Source organism: Streptococcus sp. HMSC061D10 (genome assembly GCF_001808865.1).
Taxonomy (GTDB): domain Bacteria; phylum Bacillota; class Bacilli; order Lactobacillales; family Streptococcaceae; genus Streptococcus.
This window is the reverse complement of record NZ_KV795008.1, coordinates 145,018-157,593: the sequence shown is the minus strand read 5'-3', so window position 1 is coordinate 157,593 and position 12,576 is coordinate 145,018. Positions and strand designations below refer to the sequence as shown.

Here is a 12,576-nt window from a genome sequence, read left to right as displayed (position 1 = left end):
TGGTAGAATAGTAAGCATTACAAAGAGTGAGGAGACACCTATGACTGCTACAAAAATGAATGCACAAGAAATTATCCAATTTATCGCCAATGCTGAGAAAAAGACAAGCGTAAAAGTGACCTTTGAAGGACAACTTGCTGGAGCTATCCCTACTTCTGTTACTAAGCTTGGGAATGTTCTTTTTGGAGACTGGAAAGATATCGCTCCACTTCTTGAAGGACTAACAGAAAACAAGGACTATGTTGTTGAACAAGACGCTCGCAACTCCGCTGTACCTCTCCTTGATAAACGTGCTATCAATGCTCGTATCGAGCCAGGCGCTATCATCCGTGACCAGGTTGAGATTGGCGACAACGCTGTTATCATGATGGGGGCTGTTATCAATATCGGTGCTGAAATCGGTGCTGGTACTATGATTGATATGGGAGCTATTCTGGGTGGACGTGCTATTGTCGGTAAAAATAGTCACGTAGGTGCCGGCGCTGTTCTTGCAGGTGTCATCGAACCAGCTAGTGCGGAGCCTGTTCGTGTCGGTGACAATGTTCTCATCGGTGCTAACGCTGTGGTTATCGAAGGTGTTCAAATCGGTAGCGGTTCTGTTGTTGCAGCTGGTGCCATCGTTACTCAAGATGTTCCAGAAAATGTTGTGGTGGCAGGTGTTCCGGCTCGTATCATCAAAGAAATTGATAGCCAAACTCAACAAAAAACAGCGCTAGAAGATGCGCTTCGCACCTTGTAATTAGTAACAGAGGCGGAAATATTTCCAGCCTCTTTATCGTATCAATAGAAGGAAATTAGATATGTTAGATTTAATTCAAACTCGACGCGATCTTCACCAAATTCCTGAGATTGGTTTAGAAGAATTCAAGACTCACGCTTATTTGCTCAATGTCATTGAGAAATTAACAGCTGAAAAGGATTTTGTTCAGATTCGTACTTGGCGAACAGGTATTTTAGTTTACTTGCAGGGAAGTCACCCAGAACGTACCATTGGTTGGCGGACAGACATCGACGGACTCCCAATCGTTGAACAAACAGGCCTTGCCTTTGCCTCTCAACACCAAGACCGTATGCATGCTTGTGGACATGATTTTCACATGACCATTGCCCTAGGAAGTCTCGAACGTGCTCTAGAAAACCAACCTAAAAACAATCTCCTCTTTCTCTTCCAACCTGCCGAGGAAAACGAAGCAGGTGGTATGCTCATGTATGAAGATGGAGCATTTGGTGACTGGTTGCCTGATCAATTTTATGGGCTTCATGTTCGTCCAGACCTAAAAGTTGGACAGATTGCGACCAATACTCATACACTCTTTGCAGGTACTTGCGAAGTCAAGATTCGCTTCAAGGGTAAAGGTGGCCATGCAGCCTTTCCACATCAAGCAAATGACGCTCTGGTTGCAGCTAGCTATTTTGTCACTCAAGTTCAGTCAGTCGTTAGCCGTAATGTCGATCCTATCGAGGGAGCTGTCGTCACTTTCGGTGTCTTTCAAGCTGGAACAACCAATAATGTCATCGCTGATACAGCCTTCTTACATGGAACGATTCGAGCTCTTACACACAGCATGAGCCTCTTGGTGCAAAAACGTGTCAAAGCTATCGCTGAAGGGGTCGCAGCCGCTTTTGATATGGATGTGGAAGTTGAACTCAAACAGGGAGGTTATTTACCAGTCGAAAACAACCCTGAATTAGCCCGGGAATTGATGACCTTCTTTGATGAAAAAGAGGGAATTGAACTAATCGACATCGAACCTGCCATGACAGGAGAAGACTTTGGTTATCTTCTCTCCAAGGTTCCTGGTGTCATGTTCTGGCTTGGAATTGATAGTCCCTATGCTCTTCACCATCCACAGATGAGTCCTAAGGAAGAAGCTCTGGCAATTGGAGTCGAGACTGTATCAAGCTTTTTAGCCAAGAAAGCTGCGGAGTAAATTATGAAAAAAGCCCTACGCAAGCAGGTCTTGCAAGAACTCAAATCTCTGTCAGCCGAAGAAAAGGAAGTCATTGACGCTTGGTTGACTGAGCAACTACTTCTACATCCCTTCTACAAGGAAGCAAAAACCATCGCCACTTACCTGTCTTTTCCTCATGAATTTCAGACAGCTAGACTGATCGAACAAGCTCAAAAAGATGGGAAAACCATCCTCATTCCCAAAACTTATCCACAGGGGAAAATGGACTTTGTGCTCTATGAACCAGAGAAACTCGAAAGAAATTCTTTTGGACTTCTTGAACCACAGGGGAAAACTATTGTCTTTGAGCCGTCTCAGATTGACCTGATTCATGTTCCTGGTTTAGCTTTCAATCCTTCTGGTTATCGAATTGGCTACGGTGGTGGCTATTACGATCGCTACTTGGAGCATTTCCCAGGCAACACTATCAGTACACTTTATCCTTGTCAGATTCAGGACTTCCATCCTGATCCACACGATATTCCAGTTGAGGAGGTACTCATCTATGAAAGAAATTTTTGATCGTCGTTATCCTGTCACGAGCTTCTTTCTACTCGTGACAACCCTGATTTTTGTACTCATGTTTCTAACCAGTGGTTTCAACTATACCAGCGCAGCCACCTTGTATAAATTCGGAGCTGTGTATCCCCCTGCTATCAAGGCCATGCCTGAACAAATCTGGCGCTTATTCTCCGCAACCTTTGTCCACATTGGCTTACAGCATTTTCTCGTTAATATGCTTTCCCTTTACTTCTTGGGACGGCAAATGGAACAAATCTTTGGCTCCAAACAGTTTTTCTTTATCTACCTTCTTTCGGGTATGATGGGAAATCTCTTTGTCCTAGTTTTTAGTCCCAATGCTATTACTGCAGGTGCTTCAACTGCTCTCTACGGGATGTTCGCCTCTATTGTCGTTCTTCGTTATGCTTCACGCAATCCCTATCTCCAGCAGCTCGGGCAATCCTACCTCTCCCTCTTAGTCATCAACCTAGTAGGTAGCGTTTTAATGCCTGGTATCAGCCTTGCTGGACACGTAGGTGGAGCTGTCGGTGGCGCATTACTAGCTATCGTCTTCCCAGTTCGAGGCGAAAGAAAGATATACAGCCCAGGCCAACGTGGTCTAGCAACCCTAGCCTTTATTGCTCTGTCAGCTTTGTTACTTTTTATCGGATTATTATAAAACAAGAAAAACCATTGGAAAAACTCGTAAAGAATTGATTCCCAATGGTTTTTTGAATCTATATAAAAAGTTGCTTAAAACCCATTGTTGTCACTGAGCTCTTTGAACCAGTGGCCGGATTTTTTCAAATGGCGTTCTTGCGTTTCAAGGTCAAGCTCGACTAAACCATAGCGGTTTTTATAGCTGTTGAGCCATGACCAGCAATCGATAAAGGTCCAGATCAAGTAGCCTTTACAGTTGGCACCATCTTCAATGGCACGATGAAGTTCAGCCAGATGCCTTTTGACAAAGTCGATTCGGTAATCATCCTGAATCATACCATTCTCACGGAATTTGTCTTCACCTTCAACGCCCATACCGTTTTCGGTCAGCATCCACTCGATATTGCCATAGTTTTCCTTGATGTTTTGAGCGATATGGTAAATCCCTTGCTCGTAGATTTCCCAGCCACGGTGGGGATTGATCTTACGACCAGGCATAACATAAGGTTCATAGAAATGCTCAGGCAAGAGAGGGCTGTCAGGATGCTTAGCAAAACGTGGCGCCATGACACGCAAGGGTTGGTAGTAGTTGACTCCAAGGAAATCTACTATGTGCTCACGAATAAGTTCCAATTCTTCTGCTGTAGAATCTGGTAACAAGTCATGCTCAGCTAAAATTTCCACCAATTCTTCTGGATAAGTTCCCAAGACAGATGGATCTAGGAAAGATTGGGCCTGGAAGAGATCGGCAATGCGAGCAGCTTTCACATCCGCAGGATGTTGACTACGTGGATAAGCTGGAGTCAAATTGAGGACAATCCCAATCTTAGAACCCGGCAAAATTTCGTGACAAGCCTTGACTGCAAGAGTGCTAGCCAGTTGAGTGTTATAGGCTACCTGAACCGCAGCTTTGGCATCTACCTTATGTGGATAATGCGCATCATAGAAATAGCCAAACTCAACAGGAACGATAGGCTCGTTGAAGGTAATCCACTGATCCACCAAGTCTCCATAAGTATCAAAACAAAAACGAGCATAGTCTTCGTAAGCCTTAATGGTTGCCTTATTTTCCCAACCATCGCCATCTTCTTGAAGGGCAAAAGGCAGATCAAAATGATAGAGATTGACTAAGAGACGGATTCCCTTGGCCTTAATAGCTTCAAAGAGCTGACGATAGAAAGCCACACCTTGAGGATTGACCTCTCCACGCCCCTGTGGGAAAATACGAGACCACTGGATTGAAGTCCGAAAGGCTGTATGACCTGTTTCTAACAATAGTTCGATATCTTTTTCCCAATTTTCATAAAAAGTCGATGTTTTGTCTGGTCCAATCCCATTATAGTAGCGATTTGGTTCTACTTGGAACCAATAATCCCAGAGATTATCTCCCTTGCCATCACCAGGCACTCGTCCTTCTGTCTGTGGTCCAGAAGTTGAGGAACCCCAGACAAAATCCTTTGGAAATATTAGCATAGCTCTACCTCTTTATTTATACTCTTCGAAAAGCAAATTCAAACCACGTCAGCTTCCATCTGCAACCTCAAAATAGTATTTTGAGCTGACTTCGTCAGTTTTATCCACAACCTCAAAACAGTGTTTTGAGCAACCTGCGGCTATCTTCCTAGTTTGCTCTTTAATTTTCATTGAGTATTACTCTTTTTATCTTTATTTTATCTCATTATAAAGAAAAAACAAGGCAAAAACTAGTTACATTTTTGTCTTGTTTTTCTTCTGATTATAGATTTTATTTGTTTGTTAGGATTTCAAGGGTTTCAAGCAAGTTATCAGCGTGAACTTCAATCGTATCACCAGTCGCCTTGATCTTGACTTCTACGATACCATCAGCTGCTTTCTTTCCAACAGTGATACGGATTGGAAGACCAATCAAGTCGCTATCGCTGAATTTAACACCGACACGTTCGTTACGGTCATCCGTCAAGACTTCGTAGCCTTTATTTACCAAAGCTTCTTCGATACGATTTGTCAATGTAAGACTTGCTTCATCCTTGACATTAACTGGAATCAAGTGCACATCAAATGGCGCCAATTCTTTAGGGAAGTTGATTCCCCAAGCGTAACGATATTCGCCTTTTGGAGTTTTGTTGACAAAGAGGCGAGCGTGTTGCTCCATGACTGCTGAAAGGAGACGGCTCACACCGATACCGTAGCATCCCATGATGATTGGCACAGCACGACCATTTTCATCCAAAACATCTGCTCCCATGCTTGCTGAATAACGAGTACCGAGTTTGAAAATGTGACCAATCTCGATCCCACGGGCAAAGTTGAGCACACCTTGTCCATCTGGAGAGATTTCGCCCTCACGAACTTCACGGATATCGACATACTCAGCAGTGAAATCACGACCTGGGTTTACACCAGTCAAGTGGTAGCCATCTTCGTTAGCCCCCACTACAGCATTGCGGCTATCTTGTACCTTGCGGTCTGCGATAATCTTGACATTTTCTGGAAGATTTACTGGGCCAAGTGAACCAAAGTCCGCTCCCAACAATTCTTTCACTTCTGCCTCAGTTGCAGGTTCTAAGAAATCTGCTCCAAGGTAGTTTTTAAACTTAACTTCATTGAGTTGGTCATTGCCGACAAGTAGAGCCACAACTGGCTCTTGGTCTGCGATATAAACCAAGGTCTTGATTGTCTGCTCTTCAGAGATATTCAAGAAGGCTGCGACTTCATCAATTGATTTGACACCTGGTGTTTCCACGCGAGCCACTTGATCTTCAGTCACAACACGATTGCTTGGTTTGTACTCGTTGGTTGCCATTTCCAAGTTGGCTGCATAGCTTGATTCACTTGAGTAGGCAATGGTATCTTCACCAGAAACCATCCATTTGAGCAATTCTGCCTTGATTTCTTCTTGCACTTGATCAGGAATTTCGTCAAATGATGCAACAGACTTATCTAATACCACCCAACGGTCAAGGTCTGTACGAGCAGGTGTGATGGCCATAAATTCTTGACTATCCTTACCACCCATGGCTCCACCGTCACCGATGATAGCTTTAAAGTCCAAACCACTACGAGTGAAGATACGCTCATAGGCTGCCTTGTACTCATCATAAGTAACATCCAAACTATCGTAGTTAGCATGGAAGCTATAACCGTCTTTCATGATGAACTCACGGGTCCGAAGAAGTCCATTACGTGGACGTTTTTCATCACGATACTTAGGCTGGATTTGATACAAATTCAGTGGCAATTGCTTGTAAGACTTGACAGAATCACGGACAATAGCTGTAAAAGTTTCTTCGTGAGTTGGCCCCAAGATGAAGTCTGACTTCTCACGGTTTTTCAATTTGTACAAGTCTTCTCCGTAGGTTTCATAACGGCCAGATTCACGCCAAAGATCTGCACTAAGAAGGGCTGGAGCCAACATCTCAACAGCACCCATCTTGTCAAACTCTTGACGCATGATCTTCTTAGCTTTTTCGATAACACGGTTAGCAAGCGGTAGGTAAGAGTAAACTCCTGCTGATACTTGGCGAACATAACCAGCACGCAACATAAGGGCGTGGCTGATAACTTGAGCATCGCTTGGCATTTCGCGAAGCGTTGGAATAAGCATTTTACTTTGTTTCATATTTTTCCTCTAATTCTTAAAAGAAGGTTCGCATGATGTCATTCCAAGTTACGGCGATCATCAAAACGACCATAATGACAACTCCGACCAGAGTGACATAGGTTTCAATTTCTTGTTTTAGTGGTTTGCGACGGATAGCTTCTAGGATATTGAGCACGATTTTTCCACCGTCGAGCGCAGGGATCGGAATCAGATTGAAAATCCCGATATTGATGGAAATCATAGCCAAGAAGAACAAGACATTCTCAAGACCATTTTTAGCGGCATCACTGCTTGCCTTAAAGATAGCAACGGGGCCACCTAATTTATTCAAATCTGGTTGGAAAATCAAGCTTTTCAAAGCATTGAGAATTCGCAAGGCTGAATCAGCTGCAGTTGTAAATCCACCCATAAACATAGACCAGATATCTGATTTGAGCCTTGGCTGAACACCCAGTATATAACGACCTTGGCTTTCTTCAGGTGTCACACTCACTTGTTTTTCAGTTCCATTTTCAGAAACCGTCACATCCAAAACGGGCGCTGTTTTGTCCTTGGTTTCTGCATCGACCGCCTGAATCAAATCTGACCAGTTTGAAATCTCATAACTGCCGACTTTAGTGATTTGGGCAGTATTTTCAACACCAACCTTAGCCAAAGCGCTATCTGGAATAATACTGAAGTTATTCGTTTGCGTATCACGGACGCCACCTTGCATGAAAATCAAGATCCAGAAAACGACGACTCCTAGGATAAAATTATTCATAGGACCAGCAAAGTTGGTAATCAATTTGCCCCAGACAGTCGCATTTTGATATTGGACGTCTAAGGGAGCAATACGAACTTCCGTTCCATCAGCTTCCACAATGGTCGCATCATGGTCTACTGAGAAAGTCTTTTCCTCTTCTAAGACCAAGCCTCTAATAAAGAGTTTATCCTCAAAATCAAACTGAGTGACTTGCATAGGCAGAGCTGTCTGGTCAACCTTTTTACCAGAGAGATTGATGCGTTTGACCTTACCATCCGCTGCCAATGTTAGGCTTGCAGGAGTTCCAGTCTTAATTTCTGTCGTATCTTCACCCCAACCTGCCATCCGAACGTAACCACCAAGTGGCAGGAGACGAATGGTATAAGCAGTTCCATCTTTTCCGATGTGGGCAAAGATTTTGGGGCCCATACCGATGGCAAATTCACGAACTAAAATCCCAGATTTCTTAGCAAAGTAAAAATGTCCGAATTCGTGAACCACTACGATAATCCCAAAGACCAGGATAAATGTTAGTAATCCTATCATTTAATTTCTATTTACCTTTCCTTAAAATAAGCCAAAGAGGTGCATAATCGGGAAGACAGCCAGCATGCAATCAAAACGATCCAATACCCCACCATGACCTGGGATAAACTTACCTGAGTCTTTGACACCAAAGTGACGTTTCATTGCACTTTCGATTAAATCACCCAACTGACCAGCTATACTAAAGAAAATAGCAAAGACCATCATTTTGTAAATCCCATAAGGTAAAGCAACGGTACTATCAACTAGCATAAAAATCAAAGTCACTAGCATAGCAGCCAAGATACCTCCCATAGCACCCTCTATGGTCTTGTTAGGGGAAACTCTCGGAGCTAGTTTTCTCTTACCAAACTTCATTCCTACTAGATAGGCTCCACTATCGGTTGCCCAGACCATACACAGTCCCAAAAGCGCCTTATCCAAACCTGCAATACGAGCATCGACCAAAGCATTAAAGCCAAAACCAACATAAAAACTCATGGCAATCGGAAAAACAGCATCCTCAATGGTGTAGTTCTTGCTGAAGACTGTCGCTCCTAGCATGATGAGGATCACAACTCCATAGGCTACAACATTCCCATCCACAGGCAAAAACTTCAGGTAGTTTTCCAAAGGAATAGTCAGAAAAAAGGTTGCTAGTAAAGTCAAGAGTCCTTCAGGCGTCATGGTATTTAAACCCTTCATGCGCAGTAACTCATGTACTCCCAACATAGCTACAATCCCCATGGCAATCTGGAGCCATAAGCCGCCAATCGCCAAGATTGGGATAAAGATAGCCAAGGCCAAGATAGCAAAAAGGGTTCTCTTTTGTAAATCCTGTATCATAATATCTCCTAAACTCCTCCAAAACGACGGTTGCGACGATTGTACTCGATGATAGCTTCTTTCAAAGCTTCCTCATCAAAGTCAGGCCACAAGACATCCGTGAAATAGAGCTCGCTATAAGCAGCCTGCCATGGCAAGAAATTACTCAAACGAAGTTCACCACTAGTCCGAATAATCAAATCAGGATCACGCAATACTTTTGGCAAATGACCCGTAAAGAGGTATTCCCCAATCAATTCCTCTGTGATATCACCAGGATTGATCTTAGCATCTAAAACATCCTGTGCAATCAACTTGACCGCTTGTGTAATCTCAGCTCGTCCACCATAATTAAGAGCAAAATTGAGAATCAAACCTGTATTTAGCTTAGTCAGCTCTTCTGCCTTTTTCAAGGCATCAAAAGTCTGCTTCGGCAAACGATCAGTCTCCCCAATCATTTGAATTTTCATGTTCTTCTGATGCAATTCAGGAACAAACTTATCATAGAATTCAACTGGCAGGTTCATGATAAATTTGACTTCCTGATCTGGACGAGTCCAGTTTTCAGTTGAAAAGGCATAGACTGTCAAAGCTTTAACACCCATAGCACTAGCAGCAATCGCTACCTTTCTCAAAGCATCCATCCCTGCCTTGTGGCCAAAGACTCGTGGCTGCATCCGTTTTTTAGCCCAACGCCCATTCCCATCCATGATCACACCGATGTGGTCTGGCACCATTGTGGGGGTTTCTGTTGCTTTATCTTTTTTTAAAAATCCAAACATGATTGTATTCCTATTCAAAAATCTATCGTTTCATTATACCATATTTTTCACTTTTCTTCTATTATTGTCTATCATTCTACGGCGAAATTTCCCATATATCTCCTATATTTCCAGTATATCAAGCCTTGCATTTCCCAAAGAAAGTTGATACAATAAAACCATAGAGATTCGATCCTTGTTCAGCCACAGGGATTTTTTATTGAAAGGATTTTATCATGTCAAAGACACTCCAACGTAAAAAACAATTGAGAAACAGCCTTCGTCGCTCAGGTGCTTTTTCAAACACTGTAAACAAGGTTGTCGAAGAAACAAAAAAAGTTGTAAAGCATGCTGAAAAAGCAGCAAGCGAGGCAGGTAAAGCTGTCTCTAAAAAGGTTGAAAAAACTGTAGTAGCAACCAAAGAGCAAGCTCAAAAAGTTGCTACTTCTGTAGAAGATTTCGCAGCTAACCTAGGGGGACTTTCAGTTGACCGCGCTAAGACTTTCTACGATGAAGGGATCAAGTCTGCTGCTGACTTCAAAAACTGGACAGAAAAAGAACTCCTTGCCTTGAAAGGAATCGGTCCAGCTACGATCAAGAAATTAAAAGAAAACGGCATCAAGTTCAAGTAATCTTTCTTGTCCCTTGCATTTCCGTGAAAAACTTGTTAAAATAAAGCCATTAGAGGTGTTTTGAATCCCACATTTTACAGAAAGTGGCGGCGCTGAGAAGTCCACAAATGTGTCAAAACTAGTTGCTAATGGATGAAAATGAAATATTAGAATAATCTTTTTGTTTCCTTTTAGGACTAGGCAGCGAGTTGCAGGCTGTACTCAAGTACGCCAAGACGAGCTAACGACGTCATAAAAGAGAAACAAGAAGATTAAAGTTGCGGGCATCTGCCCGAAATTGGGTGGTACCGCGGATTAACACATTCGTCCCTGTCAGATTGATGGCAGGGACGATTTTTATTTTAGACCCCTAGCCAAAGGAGGTTGTCATGAAACAATCTTTTAACACCAGCAAGCTCTACTATGGTTTTCCTATCTTCATCTTAGGCTATCAGGACCAGAACTTTGGGCACAATATCACGACCTGCAGTTCCTCTTATAGCCTGGGAGATTGGCTGGTCATCGGTGTTGGTGCTGAGGAAAATGCGGCTGACCAGATTAAGCATTATCAACAGTTTACCGTAAACATCCCTGATGAAAACTTCATGCTCGAAATGGAGCAGGCTGGTTTTATCAGCCATCAGGAAAAGTTAAAACACCTAGGGCTTGACTACGAAATTTCTGTACGGACTCAGGCCCCGATTTTAGAGGCATGTCCAGTCGTATTGGACTGTCAGGTAGATCGAATTATCGAGGAAGATGGCATCTGCCATATCTTTGCCAAGATTCTCGAGCGACTGGCTGATCCAGAGCTCTTGGACGATAAAGAGCATTTTAAAAATGACCGCTTTGCACCGACTTACTTTATGGGGGACGGTCATCAACGCGTTTACCGTTATCTGGATGACCGAGTCAATCCCATGGGGAGCTTCATTAAGAAAGCGAGGAAGAAGGATGACAAGAACTGAATTGCCAGAACAAATCGAAACGGAGCGTCTGGTCTTACGAGTCCGTACCGTGGCGGATGCCGAGGTTATCTTTGACTATGCTAGTCGTCCAGAGGTTTCTTACCCAGCAGGTTTTCCACCCGTCAAGACCTTGGAAGACGAGATTTATTATCTAGAGCACATCCTTCCTGAGCGCAACGAAAAAGAAAATCTCCCAGCAGGCTACGGAATTATCGTTAAAGGAACCGATACAATCATTGGTTCTGTCGATTTCCCCCGTCGCTACGAAGACGATGTACTGGATATTGGCTATATCTTGCACCCAGACTATTGGGGGCGCGGTTATGTGCCTGAAGCGGCGCGTGCCTTGATTGATTTATCTTTTAAAGAATTGAACCTACACAAGATTGAGCTGACTTGTTTTGGTTACAACCTTCAAAGTCAACGAGTCGCAGAAAAACTTGGATTTACTCTTGAAGCTCGTATAAGAGACCGCAAAGATGCCCAAGGCAATCGCTGTGACAGTCTGATATATGGCTTGCTGAAGAGTGAGTGGGAGGGTTTAAACTGTTAGTTGAACTGTTCGAAAAATTTGAACAGTTTTAACTGATTGACTTTAAAAAGTGAGGTGAAAAATATTGGAAATAAGTAAGATTATTGCTTTACTTGGTGGAGCAGGTATAGGGGCTATATTAAGCGCGATATTAGTCTTTCTTAATAATAGCAAAAAGAACAAACTTGATTTTATAACTAAAGAACGCTCAGAGTGGCGAAAGGAGATTAAATCGATTATCGTTGATTTATTATGTGGAAATAATAGATACTCTGCAGTAAGTAGACTTGAAACAGAGTTAAATCCATATGGTAGATATAAACTTAAAACTGATGAAACTGATGAAACTGATGAAACTGATGAATATGAATTTTATATGAATGATGGGCATATTTGGCAATTGATTGATAATTTTGATTATTCAAATAAAAATATAAAAATATTAAGCAAATACTTAGAAATATTGTTGAAATATGATTGGGAGAGATCAAAGCGTGAAATAAAATTTGATGCAATTAATAATTTGATATATTTTGTGTTAGTAGTTGGTTCATTTTCTAATTTTCTGTTTCTTCTTAATGTGAAAGAAATTTTAGATACAGTGCTTTTAACTTTATCATCTTTATTTATGATATTAGGTATATTCTTTTTTAGCGATGTTAGTAGAAAAATTAACGAAGAAACAATTGCTAAAAGACTGTTTTTAGCATTCCTATTTGGGTCTATAAGCTATAGTATATACAGAATGTTATACTGGATGATTTCTTCTGAAATAACAGTTTCGATTACAATAATTTTCTCTCTTTTGACAATAGTAATAGTAATCAGTGTAGAATATACTTATTTTAATAAAGTTAATAAAGAAGAAAAAAGATATATAGATTTTTTAAAAGAAAACATAAATACGGAGGACTAA

At 42.1% G+C, this 12,576-nt stretch carries 14 protein-coding genes; 8 read left to right on the top strand and 6 right to left on the bottom strand.

All coding sequences use genetic code 11. The features are described from left to right. Positions 1–40: 40 nt before the first annotated feature. The 4 genes from dapD (at position 41) to HMPREF2728_RS03605 (ending at position 3,132) form a co-directional block, all read left to right on the top strand. Complete coding sequence (gene dapD, locus HMPREF2728_RS03620; RefSeq protein ID WP_075227069.1) at positions 41–739, top strand: 2,3,4,5-tetrahydropyridine-2,6-dicarboxylate N-acetyltransferase; 699 nt, start codon at positions 41–43, stop codon at positions 737–739. 61 nt (positions 740–800) lie between these two features. Continuing rightward, the gene (locus HMPREF2728_RS03615) at positions 801–1,931 is read left to right on the top strand and encodes an N-acetyldiaminopimelate deacetylase (RefSeq protein WP_075227068.1); all 1,131 of its coding nucleotides are present in this window, start codon (positions 801–803) and stop codon (positions 1,929–1,931) included. Positions 1,932–1,934: 3 nt separating this feature from the next. After that, on the top strand, positions 1,935–2,474 hold the full coding sequence (locus HMPREF2728_RS03610) for a 5-formyltetrahydrofolate cyclo-ligase (protein WP_075227067.1): 540 nt from the start codon (positions 1,935–1,937) through the stop codon (positions 2,472–2,474). Then, entirely contained in the window at positions 2,458–3,132 is a 675-nt protein-coding gene (locus tag HMPREF2728_RS03605; protein ID WP_075227066.1) for a rhomboid family intramembrane serine protease, read from the top strand. The genes HMPREF2728_RS03610 and HMPREF2728_RS03605 overlap by 17 nt, the downstream gene beginning before the upstream one ends. A 74-nt stretch (positions 3,133–3,206) precedes the next feature. Here the strand turns inward: HMPREF2728_RS03605 and HMPREF2728_RS03600 are convergent, their stop codons facing one another. From HMPREF2728_RS03600 to HMPREF2728_RS03580, 6 genes are all read right to left on the bottom strand, one after another. Further along, complete coding sequence (locus HMPREF2728_RS03600) at positions 3,207–4,586, bottom strand: glycoside hydrolase family 1 protein (RefSeq protein WP_075227065.1); 1,380 nt, start codon at positions 4,584–4,586, stop codon at positions 3,207–3,209. Between the two features lie 48 nt (positions 4,587–4,634). Next, positions 4,635–4,757, bottom strand: a complete 123-nt coding sequence (locus HMPREF2728_RS10825; RefSeq protein ID WP_186822190.1) for a chlorohydrolase — start codon at positions 4,755–4,757, stop codon at positions 4,635–4,637. A gap of 100 nt (positions 4,758–4,857) precedes the next feature. Further along, entirely contained in the window at positions 4,858–6,711 is a 1,854-nt protein-coding gene (locus tag HMPREF2728_RS03595) for a proline--tRNA ligase (RefSeq protein WP_075227064.1), read from the bottom strand. A 16-nt stretch (positions 6,712–6,727) separates the two neighbouring features. Then, positions 6,728–7,984 (bottom strand): RIP metalloprotease RseP, encoded by a 1,257-nt coding sequence (rseP, locus tag HMPREF2728_RS03590; RefSeq protein WP_075227063.1) that lies wholly within the window; start codon positions 7,982–7,984, stop codon positions 6,728–6,730. A gap of 21 nt (positions 7,985–8,005) precedes the next feature. Beyond that, on the bottom strand, positions 8,006–8,809 hold the full coding sequence (locus HMPREF2728_RS03585; RefSeq protein WP_075227062.1) for a phosphatidate cytidylyltransferase: 804 nt from the start codon (positions 8,807–8,809) through the stop codon (positions 8,006–8,008). A gap of 8 nt (positions 8,810–8,817) precedes the next feature. Continuing rightward, positions 8,818–9,570 carry an isoprenyl transferase gene (locus tag HMPREF2728_RS03580; protein ID WP_075227061.1) on the bottom strand — a complete coding sequence of 251 codons (753 nt, stop codon included), beginning with the start codon at positions 9,568–9,570 and terminating at the stop codon, positions 8,818–8,820. A 215-nt stretch (positions 9,571–9,785) separates the two neighbouring features. On the opposite strand from HMPREF2728_RS03580, the gene HMPREF2728_RS03575 reads away from it, so the two are divergent. The 4 genes from HMPREF2728_RS03575 (at position 9,786) to HMPREF2728_RS03560 (ending at position 12,576) form a co-directional block, all read left to right on the top strand. Beyond that, positions 9,786–10,181 (top strand): helix-hairpin-helix domain-containing protein, encoded by a 396-nt coding sequence (locus HMPREF2728_RS03575; RefSeq protein ID WP_075227060.1) that lies wholly within the window; start codon positions 9,786–9,788, stop codon positions 10,179–10,181. 368 nt (positions 10,182–10,549) lie between these two features. Beyond that, positions 10,550–11,128: a flavin reductase family protein gene (locus HMPREF2728_RS03570; protein ID WP_075227059.1), complete on the top strand. Its 579-nt coding sequence runs from the start codon at positions 10,550–10,552 to the stop codon at positions 11,126–11,128. Then, complete coding sequence (locus tag HMPREF2728_RS03565; protein WP_075227058.1) at positions 11,115–11,681, top strand: GNAT family N-acetyltransferase; 567 nt, start codon at positions 11,115–11,117, stop codon at positions 11,679–11,681. The genes HMPREF2728_RS03570 and HMPREF2728_RS03565 overlap by 14 nt, the downstream gene beginning before the upstream one ends. Positions 11,682–11,745: 64 nt before the next feature. Next, positions 11,746–12,576, top strand: a complete 831-nt coding sequence (locus tag HMPREF2728_RS03560; protein ID WP_075227057.1) for a hypothetical protein — start codon at positions 11,746–11,748, stop codon at positions 12,574–12,576.

Bases quoted from the DNA above. Each gene is read 5' to 3' on its own strand.
- dapD (WP_075227069.1), top strand. From the start codon at position 41: ATGACTGCTACAAAAATGAATGCACAAGAAATTATCCAATTTATCGCC.
- HMPREF2728_RS03615 (WP_075227068.1), top strand. From the start codon at position 801: ATGTTAGATTTAATTCAAACTCGACGCGATCTTCACCAAATTCCTGAG.
- HMPREF2728_RS03610 (WP_075227067.1), top strand. From the start codon at position 1,935: ATGAAAAAAGCCCTACGCAAGCAGGTCTTGCAAGAACTCAAATCTCTG.
- HMPREF2728_RS03605 (WP_075227066.1), top strand. From the start codon at position 2,458: ATGAAAGAAATTTTTGATCGTCGTTATCCTGTCACGAGCTTCTTTCTA.
- HMPREF2728_RS03600 (WP_075227065.1), bottom strand. From the start codon at position 4,586: ATGCTAATATTTCCAAAGGATTTTGTCTGGGGTTCCTCAACTTCTGGA.
- HMPREF2728_RS10825 (WP_186822190.1), bottom strand. From the start codon at position 4,757: ATGAAAATTAAAGAGCAAACTAGGAAGATAGCCGCAGGTTGCTCAAAA.
- HMPREF2728_RS03595 (WP_075227064.1), bottom strand. From the start codon at position 6,711: ATGAAACAAAGTAAAATGCTTATTCCAACGCTTCGCGAAATGCCAAGC.
- rseP (WP_075227063.1), bottom strand. From the start codon at position 7,984: ATGATAGGATTACTAACATTTATCCTGGTCTTTGGGATTATCGTAGTG.
- HMPREF2728_RS03585 (WP_075227062.1), bottom strand. From the start codon at position 8,809: ATGATACAGGATTTACAAAAGAGAACCCTTTTTGCTATCTTGGCCTTG.
- HMPREF2728_RS03580 (WP_075227061.1), bottom strand. From the start codon at position 9,570: ATGTTTGGATTTTTAAAAAAAGATAAAGCAACAGAAACCCCCACAATG.
- HMPREF2728_RS03575 (WP_075227060.1), top strand. From the start codon at position 9,786: ATGTCAAAGACACTCCAACGTAAAAAACAATTGAGAAACAGCCTTCGT.
- HMPREF2728_RS03570 (WP_075227059.1), top strand. From the start codon at position 10,550: ATGAAACAATCTTTTAACACCAGCAAGCTCTACTATGGTTTTCCTATC.
- HMPREF2728_RS03565 (WP_075227058.1), top strand. From the start codon at position 11,115: ATGACAAGAACTGAATTGCCAGAACAAATCGAAACGGAGCGTCTGGTC.